This window comes from Actinosynnema sp. NPDC002837 (genome assembly GCF_040295345.1).
GTDB lineage: Bacteria > Actinomycetota > Actinomycetes > Mycobacteriales > Pseudonocardiaceae > Actinosynnema.
Window position 1 is genome coordinate 1 of record NZ_JBEOVG010000013.1, and the last position, 15,839, is coordinate 15,839.

The following is a 15,839-nucleotide window of genomic DNA, read 5'->3' on the forward strand; positions in this document are numbered from 1 at the left end:
CGCATACCGCTGTTGTATGTGGCCCATTCGGCCGTGCCCCCGGGAGCCGCCTCAGGCCCGACTATCGCGAACACGGACTTGTGAAACAGGCGCTAACCCCGCGCGTGGAGGACGCCGTCGGTCAGGCGGGGGACGGCGGTGCTCACGTTGACCTCGGCGGCGAGGGCGACGTCGCCCGCGTGGCCCGCGGCGATGAGCTCACGACCGGACACACAACCGTTCAGGACGTCCTCCACCGACGCCCACGCGTACATCTCCGCGGCCAACGCCGCTTCCACCGACGCCGAGCCGTAGCCCAGCAGTGACGACATGATCGCGCCCGCGCCGAGCAGGTCCTCCACCGCCGGTCGCAACGGTCCGGCGTCGGCCTCGTCGGTCAGGTTCACGCCCCACCGCTCACCGCCCGGCACGACGCCGATCGGCCCACCCGCCGCCAACTGACGAGCCGCCACGGCGACCGCCCGCGCGTTGCGCAGGCACCCCGCCAGCACGATCGCCCCCGTCGCCTCGGCCGACGAGCACAACGTGGCGCCGTTCGCCGAAGCCAGCTCCAGCTCCGTCCCCGGCGGCACGGACACCAGCGACGACGGCCGCAACGTCCACGACGGGTCCGCCGGACGCGCCGCCGACGCGCGCTTCGACCAGTGCACCGGCCGCACGGCCCCACCACGTGCCACGACGATGTCCACCGCGGTGGAGAACGACAGCACGTCCACGACCACGAGCACCGCGCACTGCTCCCCGAGGGCGGCGACCCCCTCGGGACCCCACTCCAACCGCAGCCGGCAACCCTCTTGTCCGAACACGCGGCCAAGGATGGCAGACTTGCTGACGTGCGCGTTTACCTGGGATCGGACCACGCGGGCTTCGAGCTGAAGACCCACCTCGTCAAGCACCTGACCGACGCGGGCCACGAGGTGGTCGACGTCGGGCCGGCCGTGTACGACGCGGAGGACGACTACCCGCCGTTCTGCATCGAGGCCGCCCGCCGCGTGGTCGCGGACGAGGGCAGCCTGGGCATCGTCATCGGCGGCTCCGGCAACGGCGAGCAGATCGCCGCGAACAAGGTGCCCGGCGCCCGCGCCGCGCTCGCCTACAGCGTGGAGACGGCGAAGCTCGCCCGCGAGCACAACGACGCCCAGCTCATCGGCGTCGGCGGCCGGATGCACACCACCGAGGAGGCGTTCGCGATCGTCGAGGCGTTCCTGGCCACCCCGTTCTCCGGGCAGGAGCGGCACGCGCGCCGCATCGACATCCTCCGCGAGTACGAGCGCACCGGCGAGGCGCCGGCCCTGCCCTGATGCCCGAAGGTCACACGCTGCACCGCCTGGCGAAGCTGCACCAGCGCCGGTACGCGGGCTCGACGGTCCGGGTGTCGAGCCCGCAGGGCAAGTTCTCCGCGTCCGCTGTGGACGGTCGGCTGTTCCGGCGCGCCGAGGCGCACGGCAAGCACCTGTTCCACGTCTACGGCCCGGACGCCACCGTGCACGTCCACCTGGGCCTCTACGGCACGTTCACCGAGTCGCCGCACCCGGTGACCCAGCCGGTCGGCCAGGTGCGGATGCGGCTGGCCGGCCCCACCCACTGGACGGACCTGCGCGGCCCGAACCGGTGCGAGGTCCTCACCGACGTCGAGGTGGCCGCGCTGCGCGCCCGCCTCGGCCCGGACCCGCTGCGCCGTGACGCGAAACCCGACCTGGCCCATGCGCGCATCGCCCGGTCGCGCCAGTCCATCGCCGTGCTGCTGATGGACCAGACCGTGCTCGCGGGCGTCGGCAACGTCTACCGGGCCGAGGTGCTGTTCCGGCACGGCGTCCACCCGCTCGTGCCCGGCAACGAGGTCGACCGGGCGTTGTGGGACGACCTGTGGCTCGACCTGACCGTGCTCATGCGCGCCGGCGTGAAGGTCGGGCGCATCGACACCGTGCGGCCCGAGCACCTGCCCGAGGTCACCGGCCGGGCGCCGCGGCAGGACCGGCACGGCGGCGAGGTCTACGTCTACCGCCGCACCGGCCAACCGTGCCTGGTCTGCGGCACGCCCGTCGCCGCCGCCTCGCTGGCCGGCCGGAACCTCTACTGGTGCCCGACCTGCCAGCCGGCCTGACCTTAAGAACCCGCCTGACTCAGAACCCGCCGAAGTCCCCGCCACCGAAGTCGCCGCCGCCGAAGTCCCCGCCGTAGTCGCCACCGCCATCACCGGCGTCACCGCCGTCCTCGGCGCCGCCGGGGTCCTCCGACGCCACGGCCGCCGGCACGCCGACCATGCCCGTGAACATCGCGCTGAACAGCATCATCGACGCGAAGCCCCACGCGCCCGCCACCAGCGCGGGCTTCCACCACGGCTCGGAGTACCAGCCCTCCGGCACCGGGCGACCCGCCACCACGCCGCCGGGGTAGTAGTGCGGCGTCTGCGAACCCGGCCGCGGCGAGGCGACGTAGCGGTGACCCTTCACCGTGACGTCACGCTCCTCCGACACCTTGCCCGCCCGGCTCTGGCCGGTGAGGTCCGGCAGCTCGGGACCGGGGTCGAGGTCCATCGCGACGCGCGCGGCCCGCACGTAGTACAGGCCTTCCATCGCGGTCTGCGTGACCAGGCGGCACTGCTCCACCGTGCGCGCCTGCTCCATCTGCGACCCGGCCGCGGTGAACCGCTCGGACGCGTCGGCCATCGCCTGCTGCGAGGCCACGTCCGTGCCGGTCAGGTTCATCACCTGGCCGCCGAGCCGTTCCACCCAACGGCGGGCCTCGGCCTGCGCGTCCTCCAGCTCCCGGCGGCGCTTCTCGGCCGCGGAGCGGGCGGCGTACCAGACCACGCCCACCAGGGCCAACAGCACGAGCAACACGATCGTGGTGGTCATCGACCCTCCCGGTGCTTGTTGTCCGGAAAACGCCCCACGCCGGGCGGAGGTTCCCGAAACGGTCAGAACACCTCCGGGCAGTGGGGCTCCCGGTCGCCCAACAGGGCGTGTGACAAGGCGTTCAGCGAACCCGCGGTGACCTCACTCACCCGTTGGGCCCGCGCCAACGTCGCCAACCTCGTTCCACCGAGGTACGCGGCCCCCAACGCCTGCACGTCCAGCACGACGTCCGGGTCGTCGTCCACCCGCTGCACGGTCGCGGCGCCGTCCTTGACGGTGAACCGCCACCGGCCCGCGTTCCACGGGCAGAACTCGTCCGACAGCTCCAGCACCACGTCCACGTCGGAGAGGTAGCGGCGCAGGGGGAGCGCGCGGTCGACGTCCACGATCCGCACCCACAGCGAGTCGGCCCGGCCGCGCAGCGCGAGCCGCGAGTCCTCCAGCAGGTGGACGCCCGGGTCGTCGGAGGCGGTGAAGAACTTCAGCTCGCCGACCATGTCGAGGTCCAGCAGGTAGCGGTAGAGCGCCGCGTACGCCTCGTCGGTCCGTGCCGCGAGCTCGCGCACGTGCAGCTCGTTGCGCGGGCCGCGCACCTGCCAGTCCGCCTTGATCCGGTAGACCGCGTAACCCTGCGGGTGCAGCACGTAGCGGTACGCGCTCAGCCCGTCGCGGTCGCGCTCGGTGTCGGCGAGGTGGTGGTCCCACGCGGCGTCCGTGCGGCTCAGCCAGCCCGTCCGGGACGGCCGCAGGTCTTCGTACACGGCCTTCATCACCGGCATGGCCTCGTCGCGCGGCACCTCGCGCACCCGTTCGCCGCCGGTCGACACGCCGGGGCGGAACTTCGCGCCGTGCGGCACGTCGAGCCGGGTGAACTCGGCCGCGAGCCCGTAGCCGTACCTGGGGTAGATCCCCGCCTCCGAGGCCCACAGCGCGGCGATCGCCTCGGCGCCCTCCTCGTGCATGCCGTGCAGCTGGGCGCGCATGACGCGGGTGAGCACGCCGCGACGGCGATGGCCCGGTTTCACGCCGACCGACGTGACCGCCGCGACCGGTACCGGGCCGGCTCCGGGCAAGGTGATCTCGCGGGTCTGGATGCCGCCGCCGCCGATGAGCTCGTCACCGTCGAACACGGCGTGGTGCCGGTCCGGCTCGAAGAGGCCACGCCACCGTTCGAGCTGGTCCTCGACGCTGTCGAACAGGAATGCCGAGTTGACGACCCGCTGGAACTCCGGGAGGTCGTCCGCGGTGAGGGTGCGGAGGTTGAGCGCCATGGCACGTTCATACGCCGGTCGGCCGTCGTGCGCGATCCAATTCAGGGGTCGCACCCAGGCAGTCGGTTCCGCGATGCTGCGCCGATGGATGCCCATTCGTTGGATGCCCATTCGTTGGCGAGGGCGCTCCGCGTCGAAGCGGAGGCGTTGGCGGTCGCAGCAACTTTGGCACCACCTGATCGTGACGTGCCGGCGTGTCCCGGGATGACGATCGGTGACCTGCTCGTGCACGTCGGCTCGATCCACCGCGTGGTGGCGCAGTGGATCGCGCGCGGCGCGCGTCCGGCGGACTGGGAGTGCTCGCCCGGTGACGCCGACCTGGTCGACTGGTACCGGGTCGGCGCGGCGGCGCTGATCGCCGTGCTGGATCCGGCGCGCGCGGCCGCACCTGCGGCGACGTGGTGCCCGTGGGACGGGACGGTGGGGTTCTGGGTGCGGCGGATGGCGCACGAGACGGCCGTGCACCGGGTCGACGCGCAGGCCGCGACCGGCTCGGCGGCGCCGTTGGAGCCGGGCTTGGCGGCGGACGGCGTCGACGAGGTGCTGCGGCTGTGGTTGGGCTGCCACCAGCCACCCGGTGTCCACACGTCAGGGCGAGCCGTGACGCTGCGCGTACCGGGCCGTGAGTGGACCGTGGCGCTGCACGAGGGGATCGTCGACTACTGCCCTCGAGCCGACCCGGCGGCCGTCGTCAGCGGCTCCGCGTCCGCGGTGGACCTGTGGTTGTGGGGGCGGGTCGGGGAGGAGGACGTGTCGGTGGAGGGGGATGTCGCGGTCGTGCGCGCGCTGCGTTCCGCCGTTGCCGCTGCTACGGGCTGAATTGGAGGCACACTGTGCGCGTGAGGAAGCTGCGCGTGATCCTGAGATGCCTGGTGACCTTCGCCATCGGCGTGCTCATGGTGGTGCTGGCGATCCGCTTCGGCGAGGCGCTGTGCCGCGCCATCACGTCCTAGGGGGCGGCCTTGACGAAGCAGAACTCGTTGCCCGCCGGGTCCAGCAGCACCTGGAAGCTGCCCTGCTCGTCGGTCTGCACGCCACCCAGTTTCGTCGCCCCGAGCCCAACGGCCTTCTCCGTCGCCGCGCCGATGTCGTCGACGTCGACGTCCAGGTGAAGCCGGTTCTTCACCGCCTTTGACTCCGGCACGGGCTGAAACGAGATCCGAGGCCACCCGGGCGGCACGACGTGCGCCCACCCGTGCTCCCGCTCCACCACCTCACCACCGAGCAACCCCGCCCAGAACCGCACGAGCCGTGCCGGGTCCAGGCAATCCACCACGATCTGGTCCAGACGCATGTGCCCATGATGAGCCAAGTGGACGTGCGGGTCGTGGGAAGCAGCCCAACTCGCGCGACCGCTCCCCACAACCACACGACGAGCCCGCACGTGTCGAGGGGGTTGACAACAACTCGCCCGAACCACTCTAACTCCGAACCGGAAACCAATCATCAACCAAACCGAACCCCAACAGCATGAACCTGCCGGCCCGCCGCCCCACTGGTCCCAACCAATCCCCACCTAACCGCAGACCACCACCTATCAAACCCACCCCAGCCCACCCCACCGGCCCCATCTCCACCAGGGGCACAACCATCCACAAAGGACCGCGCCGTCCACCTGCCGCTACCGCCACGCGACCTGGCGGCGCGGGCACGCGAGGGGTCCGGACGTTCCGCAGAACGCAAAAGACCGTCCACGTGGGACGGTCTATGAGGGCTCTGCCAGCAAGAAGAGTCTGGAGCGGGTGACGGGAATCGAACCCGCATGACCAGCTTGGAAGGGCGGCGTCAACCCCAGCTCACCGCTCCTTGCCAGCACCTGCTCTTGTCCTTGTTGACCGCTGTTGACCGTCGCTGACCTGGGCTAATCGCACGATAATCGCACGCAGCAACCACCTGGTTGCGTGCCTCAACGAGCCACGTAGGTCCATTGCGTGCGCGTCTCTACCCATCCTGAGGCGTGGATGTGTCCACAATGATTTGCTCAGCGACGAATCTCATTAGAGGTAGCTCCGGGGTCAATGCCACGTCATCCGAGAAGGGTGTAAACCGACTCCTCGCGCCTTCCTTGCTGTGCACAAGTGCATTTCTTGTCTTATAAATTCTGCGACTTAGCGCCTGGTAGACCGCCGGCTGATCGTCAGAATTAAGGTCAACTTTATCGCCATCGGAGAAGGGAACTGCCGTATTTTTGTAGTACTCGGGTAGCGCAGGGTCGAAGGCGCGCAACTCTTGTAGGATCTGAGCTAGGTCGACGTGCTTTTGAAGGGTGAGTCGGAGGGCAATCTGCTCATTTATAACCACTTCTTCGCTTCTGAGCTGTACGGCCTTGTTGACCTTCTTAATGAGCTCTCTGATGTCACGCTTCCGGCGATATGAGAATTTCGGCGACGTGATTATGGTCTGCACCTGTTCGACTAGGTCATCCTGCACGATGTTCTCAAACCAGTGTTCTGCCACATGGTAGTAAGAGAGGTATTCCAGCATGGGGCTTTCCGCCGATACGGCGAGCTGGTAGTGGAACACTAGATCACTAACGTAGTGGCGTCGTGGGGCGTCGATTTCTTTTGCGCGTGATCGTCTCGTGCGCGATATTGCAGACGATCGCTTGAGTTCGTCTACGCTTAATACCGGCATCAGGGCTACATCAAGGTTGTATCCGAGGTGGAAGTACACGGCTTCTGCGTGCTGCGTCCAGTAGGATTCAGGTCGAGGCTTGTCGGAAATGATGCGGATTGTTGTAAACGATCCTACGTTCCGTAAGGTATCCAAGGCATCCCACTGGTCTTTAGGTCCATCGGAATAACGGAAACCAACAAATAGTCCGAAGGTTCGGAAAATCCTCGCACCGTCCAACCGGAGAGCGTCGGAGAGGAAGTGCAACAGGAAGGGTATTGTCGGCGGTCCGATTTCGTATGTCAGGCCCTGCTGGACATCGTCCAGTTGAATTCCTTCTCGCAGGGCTCGTGCTGGTCGGTTCGTGTGGCGCTTTACTAGGGCCTCAAAGGTTTTCGGTGTCGAAACTGACACACCTTCGCCGCGTTTAAAGTTGGCGATCTCAGAAGCGATCTCGGTTAGCTTGTCCTCGCTTACAGGTGAGGACACGTAGCGGTCCATCTTGAAAGTAAAATTCTCGCCCGTCTTCTCTGCTTTGGTTCGCAAGAGAGTGGATATCTGCTCCGCGATGGTTTCGGCGGTGTGCTGCATGGCTCCTCTGAACGGCGTTAACCGTGCGTAGGTGGAGTATTCTTCTCGGCAGGATACAGGTTGGGGTCAGGTTCAGCTAGTGTGAGAGATTTTCGGTTCCGTTCCATAATTCTCGCACATAGTCTCTACTGGTGCGCCTCAACGAGGCGCGCCTGACGTCGATTAAGACTGACGGTGGCAAGGTGGCGGAGCCGCCGCGGCAGCCGATCGCCGTGCCCAGCGCTGTGAAGTCTGTGACTGCGCGATCGTCGGAACCCTGGACGCTGGGAGCGATTCTCGTCCGAACGCAGCACCTCCGCGTGCAGTCATCCGGCCGCGTGCGCCGACTCCGCGTGCGGCCGACGGGCGGAGCGGAGCGGGAGCCCGGCGTGCCGCGATGCGGGGAGTCGGTGAAAACGTGAGGCCGGACTGGCCGCGCGTTGCCGCAGGCGGCGCGCCTTGATCCCGTAGAGCGGAATTCGGCAACGCGGCAGGTTGGGGGCTGTTGCGGTGTTGCGGTGCGAACGGCCTGCCTAGGGTGTGGGTGTGGATCTGGTCGCGCGGGCCTACTCGGTGGCCGAAGGTCGGCTTGCCTCGTCGTTGCCTCGGCGGTGGGCGCATGTGCAGGGTGTTGCGAAGAGAGCTGGGCTGGCGGCTGGAGTCATCGCGGAAGCGGAGCGCGAGCTGTTGACGGCTGCGGCTGTTCTTCACGATGTGGGGTACGCGCCGGAGATTGCCGAGACTGGGTTTCATCCGCTTGATGGGGCTCGGTATCTCGAAGACCAGGGGTGTTCTGAGCGGTTGTGTGCGCTTGTGGCACATCACTCCTGTGCCTACCGAGAGGCCGAGTTGAGGGGGTACTCGGCTGAGCTGGCGCGTTGGGTGGATGAGGAGACGCCGCTGCGGGATGCACTGTGGTGGGCGGATATGACCACCGGGCCGTATGGCGACACGACCGGGGTTCGTGAGCGGATCGCGGAGATTCAGGCGCGGTATGGGCTGGAAGACCTGGTGACGGTTTTCATCCGGCAGGCGGAGCCTGAGTTGGTGGCGGCGGTGGAGCGGACGGAGGCTCGGTTGAGGGCTGCTGGGGTTGAGGTCAGGTGAAGTAGGGCTCGGCGCGGTTGCTGAGGCCGTGGTCGATGCGTAGGCGGATTGACGGGTGTATGTCGAGGTCGGGTAGGCGGTCGGGTTCTACCCAGAGGACTTCCTTGGATTCGCTGCTTGTGCGCAGCTCGCCTCCGATGGGTTGAGCGCGGAAGCAGATGGAGAACTCTTGGCGGACCTCGCCGTCGTCGTAGGCGATGACGTGGTTAGGGTTGGAGTACAGGCCGACCAGGCCGGTGACCTCTACATGGATGCCGGTCTCCTCCTCGACCTCGCGCACTACCGCTTGGGCGAGGGTTTCGCCTACGTCCTGGCCGCCGCCGGGGATGGCGTACTTGTCGTTGTCGGTGCGCCGGATCATCAGGAGGCGGCCGGTGGAGTCTTGGACGATGGCGCTGACGGCTACCCGGATGCTGTTGGGCTTCGGGGCGTTGGGGTCGTTGAGGTAGTCGGTCCGGGTCATGGTTCGACCTTGTCAGAAGGTGGCGCGCTTCGCGCTGGTCCAGACGGTCTCCAGGCTTTCGGAGTAGGTCTCGAAGAGGTCGCCTGCGGAGAGTCGGCGTAGGTGGAGTGCGGGGGCGTGGGCGCCGGGGAAGCCGTAGACGTGGGTGTTGACGATCATTTCGTCGTCGAAGCGGAAGACGGAGTTGTAGAGGGTCGTCTTGTGTAGGCGGACCTCGATGCCGGGGACGTCGGCCAGCGGGCGGACGAACGCTAGGGCGTTGCGGATGCGGGCGGCGACGGTGCCCTTTCCTAGCTGCTCTTCCTCGCTGCGGCGCGCTGCTTCACGGCCTGCGGGGTCGCCGAACAGGAGACGGATCTTGGCACCCTGCTCGGCCTTGAGACGCAGCTCCTTGGCGAAGGTGGGGCGTTCGACCAGGAAGAGGGCGGCCAGGGAGAGCACCTCGATGTGCTTGGTGGCGTCGTTGAGGAGTCGGTCCCAGAGGTCCGCGGGGATGTTGTTGCGGTGGGGGTAGACCTTGACCACCTCGGACTCGGCGATCTCGGCCTTGCGGTCCGCGGCTACGGCGTCCGGCCAGAGGTAGTTCTCGGTCTCGCGGACCATCGAGGCGATGGTGTGGCGGTGGCGGGGGTAGGGGACGCGGCCCTTGGTGATCCAGCGTTCGACGGTCTTGGGGTCGACGCCGGTGGCTCGGGCGATGTGGTCGAGGTTCAGGCCGTTGCGGAGCAGGGCTTCTCGTAGTCGTTCGTTGGCCATGTGTACCCCCGTTGTAACGACTTGGGACGTCTTTAAGCTAGCAAGGACGTCCTTAGAAGTCCCGCTATGCGGTGCTTGCGTCCCGCTGATCAGCCGAAAGTGGTTGGTGTCAAGGTGCTGGACCAAGGGTCCAGCCGACGCTGATGACAGGAGATCGGCTGTGGCGATCAGTGGTGGGAGCAGGCTCCCGGCGACGCACGACTTCGTCTTTCCCCGTGGCGCGTTGGTGATGGGTGTCGAGCCGGTGCTCAGGTTCCAATCGGCCGAGGAGCGGGCGAAGGGGTTGCCGGTCCAGCAGGAGGCGGACAAGGAGACCGGACTGTTGGTGTGGTCAGTCCTGGTGATCGACCAAGCGGCGGAGCGGAAGACGGACGCCGTGGTGACGGTGAAGATCGCGGCCCCGCACCAGCCGGTGCCGCCGGAGGCGATCCCGGGGACGGATGTGCGGCCGGTGGTCTTCGAAGGGCTGACGGTGACGCCCTGGATTGACGACAAGGCGTGCCGGGGGAGCCACGGGGGCGAGCGGCACAGGTGTCGGGCGAAGCTCGGGTACAGCCTGAGGGCCTCGGGCATGAAGCCGGTCGTCGTCAAGTCCGCTGCCAAGGCTGCGTGACCCCATGGGCGGCGAAATGGTGCGGCTCCACGTGACCGATGATCTTCCGATTCGCGCATACCCGGTGGCGTTTGAGGACCGGGTGGAGATTCGTTTCGGTAAGGCGTTCCCTGCCGTTCTGGTGGTCGAGCGGGATTCGGTCAACAGGCTGCGTTCGGCGTTGAAGCAGGGCGGCGTTGCGCTGGGTGTGGAGGGGGATGAGTGGGAGTGAATCTTCTGGAGGAGTTGTGGTCGGCGGTGGGATCGGCGACGACGCTTCGGGGGGCTCATGACGCGTTGGTCGAGGTGATGCCCTCGATTGAGGCGACGCGCGCGGACTGGCGGGATTTCCACTTCCGGGCGGCTGAGGTGTATCGGCGGGTCGCTGAGTCCGATCGTGGGCGGCAGAGGGAGGCGGTCTTCCTCGCGGAGCAGCACTGGGAGAAGGGCAAGAAGATCGCCCAAGCCCTCGCCGATGCGGCGGCTGTTCGCAGCAAGCGCCGGCAGGCGGTCGAGTCGAATGGGTCCGAGGGCGCGGCGGTGGCCGTGGTCCATGTTGGCTTCGGCGTGGGTGAGCCGAGGTACACGGTCAGGCTGCGCGGTGACGCGTTCACCAAGGCGGTGCGGTTGGCGGGGTTTCACTCGGACTACGCGCTGGCCAAGGCGATGGGGCTCAACCGGTCGACGGTGAAGCGTGCCCGTAACGGTGAGCTGCGGCCCGGTGCGCGGTTCATCAGTGGGGCGTTGAAGGCGCTCGCGCCGTTCGAGTTCGAGGACCTGTTCGAGGTCGAGACGAGCGATTGACCGTGCGGGCGGTCTCGTGCGGCAAGTGATCTGAATTGCTGGTTGGTGGGGTCGCGGGGAAACAGGTTCGAGTCTTGGCGGGCTGAAGCTGTTTCCCGGCGACACACCGACCGGAACTTTCGCGTGCTTTCGTTACCACACAAGGGATTCCGGTCATGTCGAGGCTATCGGTACGTGGGGTGCGCGCGTCAAGTCGGCGCGGTGCTCCGACAGTGTGGAAGTTGTCCAACGGTCGCCCCTGTGGGGCGTGCAAGCGGTTCGGTGTCTACGCCCCGAACCAGCTCGTTTGTTGCGGCTGCCTGGGATGGCTGCCGCTGATTTTCGCCCCCGTGGGGCGTGTGCGATGAACGGCGGGAAGTGGGTCGACCCGGCTCCGTTCGAGGGTGTGCGGCCTCGGGTGCCGTGGTGGGTGCTCGTCCCCGGCAAGGCGAAGTGGATTGCGGCACTGGTGGCGCTGGTGTGGCTGGTGGTTGTCGGTGCCGTGCGCTTGGTGCTCATGGTCATCCGGTATCCGGTGGTGACGCTGGTGCCGTTGTCGGCGGCTTGGTGCTGGTGGCGCTTCGGGCTCTCGCCGCTGGTGCTGGCGTTGGTCTCGCTGGTCGCAGTACTGACCGTCTGGGCGAAGCTCGATCGTCGGTCGTTCCTGCGCCACGGTTGGTACCGGCTGGTGACCGAGTGGCGGCGGGCGACGGTGTACGTCCCGAAATGGCGGTCGGTGATGCGGCTGGCTGACCTGGCCAAGCGGGACCGGGGCCGCGAGTACCGGCCCAAGTTGCGGCGGGTCCGCTCCGAGGGATGGCGAGATCGAGTACGGGTGGGGATGGTGCCTGCTCAGTCGCCTGAGGCGTGGGAGCTGCGGCGGGACGGCCTGGCGCACTCGTTCGGGGCTCGGTCGTGTCGGGTGCGGGTGCTGCGGCCTCGGGTGATCGAGCTGGATTTCGTCCACCGCGATCCGTTGCTGCGCCCGTTGCCGGTACCCGCGCTGACGGACTCGACCGAGGTGGATCTCAAGCGGGTGGTGGTCGGCCGGACCGAGACCGGTAGCCCGTGGCGGCTTCGTCTGCTCGGGTCTCAGGTGCTCGTGGTCGGCGTGCCCGGTGCGGGCAAGGGCTCGGTGTTGTGGTCGTTGGTGTGGCAGCTCGCTCCGGCGGTGCGGGCGGGCTTGGTGCGGCTGGTGGGGATCGACCCGAAGGGCGGGATGGAACTCGGGCAGTGCCCGGACGCCTTCGATCGGGTCGTGTACGACAACGGGCAGGCAGCCGTTGCGCTGCTTGAGGAAATCGCCGCAGAGGTCAAGGAGCGGGCATCGCGGTACCGGGGTGTGCGGCGGTTGTGGGCGAGGTCGACGGGGGAGCCGTTCACGGTCCTGGTGGTGGATGAGCTGGCGGACCTGATCGCCTACCAGCCGGATAAGCAGCTCAGGGAACGAGCGGTGCGGGCCATCCAGACGATCACCTCGCAAGGGCGTGCACCCGGCTACGCCGTGGTGGGCTTGGTGCAGGACCCGCGTAAGGAGGTCGTCGGGTTCCGGCACCTGTTCAGCACCCGTGTGGCGCTGCGCCTGGACGAGCCGCAACAGGTGGACATGGTCCTTGGCGACGGTGTGCGGCAGCGGGGCGCGGCAGCCCACGAGATCAGCGAGAACACACCCGGCGTCGCCTGGGCCAAGGAGGACGGGCAGCGGGAGCCGGAGAGGGCTCGGGCCTTCCACGTCACCGATGCGGATCTGGTGGAGCTGAGCGTCTTCCTGGCCGATGCAAAGGTGCACGACTTCCCGACTCGGCCGGACGGCAGTGGGGAGGTCGCGGCATGAGCGAGTACCTGACCCGGGCCGACCGGATGAAGCAGCCGGCGGCGCTTGATGTGGCTCGGGCAGTGGCTGAGGAGCACGGCGTCTGCGTCAGGCCACTGGCCAAGGAGCGGGTCGACCTGGACACCGGGCGGGTGGACATCGTGCCCGTGCCGTGCGGCTCGACGGTCGCCAGCGTGTGCCCGACGTGCGCGGAGAAGAACCGGCGGCTACGGATGGCGCAGTGCCGCGAGGGATGGCACCTGACCGAGGAACCCGACTTCACCCCGGATCAGCCCAATGACGATCAGCGGGCGCTGACCGCCTACCGGGCCGACCTGGTGAAGGTGTACCGGCAGGCCGTCGAGGAGGGCGACGAGATCGGGGCGGAGGAGGTTCGGGAAGAGGTCGCCGAGGTTGATGCGGAGCTGCGGCAGCTTGGAGTCCGCGGTTCGCTCCCAGCTCTGGAGGCTCGGCCTCGGGCGGTGCGGAAGCGGTCGACCAGGCGGCGGCAGGACGCGCCGAACCTGCCTCGGCGGCCGGTCGCCAAGCGCACGGTTGGGCGGGTGTTCGGCGGCAAGTACCAGCCCTCGACCTTCCTCACGCTGACGCTCGACAGCTACGGCAAGGTGCGCTCGGATGGCACACCGGTAGACCCGAACACCTACGACTACCGGCGGGCGGCTCGGGACGCGGTGCACTTCGCGGCCCTGCTGGACCGGTTCGTACAGAACCTGCGGCGGTGCGTCGGCTGGGACGTCCAGTACTTCTCGACCGTCGAACCTCAGCGGCGACTGGCGCCACACTGGCACGCCGCTATCCGGGGTTCGATCTCGCGGGCGGAGCTGCGGGCGGTCGCAGAGGCCACCTACCACCAGGTGTGGTGGCCCAACCATGACGAGATCAAGTACGGCGGAGACAACCGGCCGGTGTGGGACTCGCGGGCGAAGGGGTTCATTGACCCGACTACCCGCGAACCGCTGCCGACCTGGGAGGAAGCCCTCGACCAGGTGGACGCACCCGCGCACGTGGCGCGGTTCGGTGTCCAGGTGCACTCGAAGGGCATCCTCGGCGGCACCGAAGAGGCCGGACGCCACATCGGCTACCTGACGAAGTACCTAACCAAGAGCATCGGGGAGTGCTTCGACGCCCAGACCGGCCGCCAGGAGGACCACGCCGAACGGCTGTGTGCGGAACTGGCGGTCACCCCGTGCTCGCCGCAGTGCCCGGTCTGGCTGCTCTACGGCGTCCAGCCTCGTGGGGCTCGGCTGTCGATGGAGCCGGGCAAGTGCAAGGGCAAGGCGCACAAGCGCTCAACGCTCGGTGTCGCCGGTCGGCGGGTGCTGGTGTCGCGGAAGTGGTCCGGAAAGTCGCTGGCCGACCACAAGCACGACCGCAAGGAATTCGTTCGGCAACTGCTTGCCGACGTGGGGATCACCGGGGACGACCAGCCAAAACGGGTCGTCTGGAACAACGTGCAGCCCGGTGACCCGAACGTGCCCCCAAGACCTCACCTGCTGCTGCGGGCGGTCGCGGAGCGGCGTCGATGGAAGGCCGAGTACACGGCGGCGCTGCTCGCCTCGGCCAGTCCGCCAGACCGTTCGGCAACGTCTCAAGCTGCGTAAATGGGGGAGAAGACGATGAAGGAGCACTTCACGGTTCAGGAAGCGGCGGACTACATGAACACGACCGTCCGCTTCGTCCGCCGGCTCATCTCAGAGCGCCGGATCGCGTTCCACCACCTCGGGCGGCACGTCCGGCTCAAGCGGGCCGACGTGGACGAGTTCATCAACGCCGGTCGGGTCGAACCGGTCTGGAGGGCTGCCTGATGGCGAACAAGAAGAACCATCGGCAGTTCGGCCACGTCCGCAAGCTGCCGTCCGGTCGGCACCAAGCGAGCTACCTCGGGCCTGACGGCCTCCGCCGGAACGCGCCGGAGACGTTCCCGACCAAGACCGATGCCAACGCCTGGCTGTCCACGGTCGAGGCCGACCTACTCCGCGGTGAGTGGGTCGACCCGCTGCTCGGCAAGGTCGCGCTCAAGGAGTACGGGGAGCGGTGGATCAAGGAACGGCAGCTCGGCGTCCGCACTCGCGAGGAGTACGAGCGGCAGTTCCGGCTGCACGTCGTGCCGTTCCTCGGCGAGAAGCTGCTCAACTCGATCACCACGGAGACCGTGCGGACCTGGCGGCGGCACCTGCTCGACAACGGCCGTTCAGACACCACGACGGCCAAGGCGTACCGGCTGCTGCGGGCGATCATGAACACCGCCCTGGACGACAACCGCATCAAGCGGAACCCGTGCCGCATCAAGGGAGTGGACCAAGAGAAGGCTCCGGAACGGCCCGTGGCGACCGTCGAGCAGGTGTTCACCCTGTCGGAGACCGTGCCGCCTCGCTTCCGGGTGCTGATCCTGGCCGCTGCCCTCACGGGTCTGCGATGGGGTGAGCTGATCGCCCTCCGAAGGTGTGACGTCGACCTGGACGCGCCATCAGTCCGGGTGCCTCGGAGGCTGGCTCAGCTCAACTCGGGGAAGCTCGTGGAAGGGCCACCGAAGTCAGCGGCTGGCTTCCGGACGGTCGCCATGCCCGAGATCCTCGTGGACGACTTTCGACGTCACCTGATGGCGTTTGTGAAGGCCGGTCCGGACGAGCTGATCTTCACCGGGGAGAAGGGCGCGGCGCTCAAGCGAGGCAACTGGCACCGGTCCGTGAAGTGGATCAAGACGGTGTCCAAGGTCGGACTCCCGAAGGGCTTCCACTTCCACGACCTGCGCCACACGGGCAACAACCTGGCTGCTGCGGCCGGTGCCAGCACGCGAGAGCTGATGCATCGGATGGGCCACGGCAGCATGAGGGCGGCGCTTATCTACCAGCACGCGACCAGCGAGCGTGACCGTGAGATCGCCGACAAGCTCAGCGAGCGGGTGAAGGCGAGTCAATCGCACGCTAATCGCACGACGTGATCAGAGACGCGACAGCGGTGCTGCCCTGAGATGGGTGGCACCGCTGTTGAC

The 15,839-nt window shown here is 67.7% G+C and carries 18 protein-coding genes; 11 read left to right on the top strand and 7 right to left on the bottom strand.

What is annotated here, in order from left to right; all coding sequences use genetic code 11:
* Positions 1-92: 92 nt before the first annotated feature.
* A complete protein-coding gene (locus tag ABTZ99_RS12105; RefSeq protein WP_498778209.1) occupies positions 93-806 on the bottom strand; it encodes a 2-phosphosulfolactate phosphatase in 714 nt (237 codons plus the stop codon).
* Between the two features lie 27 nt (positions 807-833).
* Here ABTZ99_RS12105 and ABTZ99_RS12110 point away from each other — a divergent pair, with 27 nt between their 5' ends.
* Positions 834-1,301: a ribose-5-phosphate isomerase gene (locus tag ABTZ99_RS12110; RefSeq protein ID WP_498778211.1), complete on the top strand. Its 468-nt coding sequence runs from the start codon at positions 834-836 to the stop codon at positions 1,299-1,301.
* On the top strand, positions 1,301-2,104 hold the full coding sequence (locus ABTZ99_RS12115; protein ID WP_498778213.1) for an Fpg/Nei family DNA glycosylase: 804 nt from the start codon (positions 1,301-1,303) through the stop codon (positions 2,102-2,104). Before ABTZ99_RS12110 ends, ABTZ99_RS12115 begins: the two co-directional genes overlap by 1 nt.
* Positions 2,105-2,123: 19 nt before the next feature.
* On the opposite strand, the gene ABTZ99_RS12120 is transcribed toward ABTZ99_RS12115, so the two are convergent.
* Together ABTZ99_RS12120 and ABTZ99_RS12125 are read right to left on the bottom strand one after the other, a co-directional pair.
* Positions 2,124-2,858: a hypothetical protein gene (locus ABTZ99_RS12120; protein ID WP_499610824.1), complete on the bottom strand. Its 735-nt coding sequence runs from the start codon at positions 2,856-2,858 to the stop codon at positions 2,124-2,126.
* A gap of 62 nt (positions 2,859-2,920) precedes the next feature.
* Complete coding sequence (locus tag ABTZ99_RS12125; RefSeq protein ID WP_498778218.1) at positions 2,921-4,129, bottom strand: GNAT family N-acetyltransferase; 1,209 nt, start codon at positions 4,127-4,129, stop codon at positions 2,921-2,923.
* Positions 4,130-4,213: 84 nt separating this feature from the next.
* Here ABTZ99_RS12125 and ABTZ99_RS12130 point away from each other — a divergent pair, with 84 nt between their 5' ends.
* Positions 4,214-4,948 (top strand): maleylpyruvate isomerase family mycothiol-dependent enzyme, encoded by a 735-nt coding sequence (locus ABTZ99_RS12130; protein WP_499610827.1) that lies wholly within the window; start codon positions 4,214-4,216, stop codon positions 4,946-4,948.
* Positions 4,949-5,078: 130 nt separating this feature from the next.
* Here ABTZ99_RS12130 and ABTZ99_RS12135 read toward each other — a convergent pair whose 3' ends face one another.
* Both ABTZ99_RS12135 and ABTZ99_RS12140 read right to left on the bottom strand, forming a co-directional pair.
* Positions 5,079-5,423 carry a VOC family protein gene (locus ABTZ99_RS12135; protein WP_499610830.1) on the bottom strand — a complete coding sequence of 115 codons (345 nt, stop codon included), beginning with the start codon at positions 5,421-5,423 and terminating at the stop codon, positions 5,079-5,081.
* Positions 5,424-6,070: 647 nt separating this feature from the next.
* Complete coding sequence (locus ABTZ99_RS12140) at positions 6,071-7,333, bottom strand: hypothetical protein (RefSeq protein WP_499610833.1); 1,263 nt, start codon at positions 7,331-7,333, stop codon at positions 6,071-6,073.
* Between the two features lie 525 nt (positions 7,334-7,858).
* On the opposite strand from ABTZ99_RS12140, the gene ABTZ99_RS12145 reads away from it, so the two are divergent.
* On the top strand, positions 7,859-8,419 hold the full coding sequence (locus ABTZ99_RS12145; protein WP_499610836.1) for an HD domain-containing protein: 561 nt from the start codon (positions 7,859-7,861) through the stop codon (positions 8,417-8,419).
* Here ABTZ99_RS12145 and ABTZ99_RS12150 read toward each other — a convergent pair.
* Complete coding sequence (locus tag ABTZ99_RS12150; RefSeq protein WP_499610838.1) at positions 8,412-8,882, bottom strand: NUDIX hydrolase; 471 nt, start codon at positions 8,880-8,882, stop codon at positions 8,412-8,414. The genes ABTZ99_RS12145 and ABTZ99_RS12150 overlap by 8 nt on opposite strands.
* A gap of 12 nt (positions 8,883-8,894) precedes the next feature.
* Complete coding sequence (locus tag ABTZ99_RS12155; RefSeq protein ID WP_499610841.1) at positions 8,895-9,638, bottom strand: DUF5919 domain-containing protein; 744 nt, start codon at positions 9,636-9,638, stop codon at positions 8,895-8,897.
* Between the two features lie 160 nt (positions 9,639-9,798).
* On the opposite strand from ABTZ99_RS12155, the gene ABTZ99_RS12160 reads away from it, so the two are divergent.
* The 7 genes from ABTZ99_RS12160 to ABTZ99_RS12190 all read left to right on the top strand — a co-directional run bounded on the left by ABTZ99_RS12160 (position 9,799) and on the right by ABTZ99_RS12190 (position 15,788).
* The gene (locus ABTZ99_RS12160; RefSeq protein ID WP_499610843.1) at positions 9,799-10,251 is read left to right on the top strand and encodes a hypothetical protein; all 453 of its coding nucleotides are present in this window, start codon (positions 9,799-9,801) and stop codon (positions 10,249-10,251) included.
* 4 nt (positions 10,252-10,255) lie between these two features.
* Positions 10,256-10,462, top strand: coding sequence for a hypothetical protein (locus ABTZ99_RS12165; RefSeq protein WP_233812493.1), 207 nt, complete (start codon positions 10,256-10,258; stop codon positions 10,460-10,462).
* The gene (locus ABTZ99_RS12170) at positions 10,459-11,034 is read left to right on the top strand and encodes an AMED_5909 family protein (protein ID WP_499610846.1); all 576 of its coding nucleotides are present in this window, start codon (positions 10,459-10,461) and stop codon (positions 11,032-11,034) included. Before ABTZ99_RS12165 ends, ABTZ99_RS12170 begins: the two co-directional genes overlap by 4 nt.
* Positions 11,035-11,377: 343 nt before the next feature.
* Positions 11,378-12,847 carry an FtsK/SpoIIIE domain-containing protein gene (locus ABTZ99_RS12175; RefSeq protein WP_499610849.1) on the top strand — a complete coding sequence of 490 codons (1,470 nt, stop codon included), beginning with the start codon at positions 11,378-11,380 and terminating at the stop codon, positions 12,845-12,847.
* The gene (locus ABTZ99_RS12180; protein ID WP_499610852.1) at positions 12,844-14,448 is read left to right on the top strand and encodes a replication initiator; all 1,605 of its coding nucleotides are present in this window, start codon (positions 12,844-12,846) and stop codon (positions 14,446-14,448) included. The genes ABTZ99_RS12175 and ABTZ99_RS12180 overlap by 4 nt, the downstream gene beginning before the upstream one ends.
* Entirely contained in the window at positions 14,449-14,652 is a 204-nt protein-coding gene (locus ABTZ99_RS12185; RefSeq protein ID WP_499610855.1) for a helix-turn-helix domain-containing protein, read from the top strand. It begins immediately after the preceding gene.
* Positions 14,652-15,788: a tyrosine-type recombinase/integrase gene (locus tag ABTZ99_RS12190; protein WP_499610858.1), complete on the top strand. Its 1,137-nt coding sequence runs from the start codon at positions 14,652-14,654 to the stop codon at positions 15,786-15,788. The genes ABTZ99_RS12185 and ABTZ99_RS12190 overlap by 1 nt, the downstream gene beginning before the upstream one ends.
* Positions 15,789-15,839: the final 51 nt, after the last annotated feature.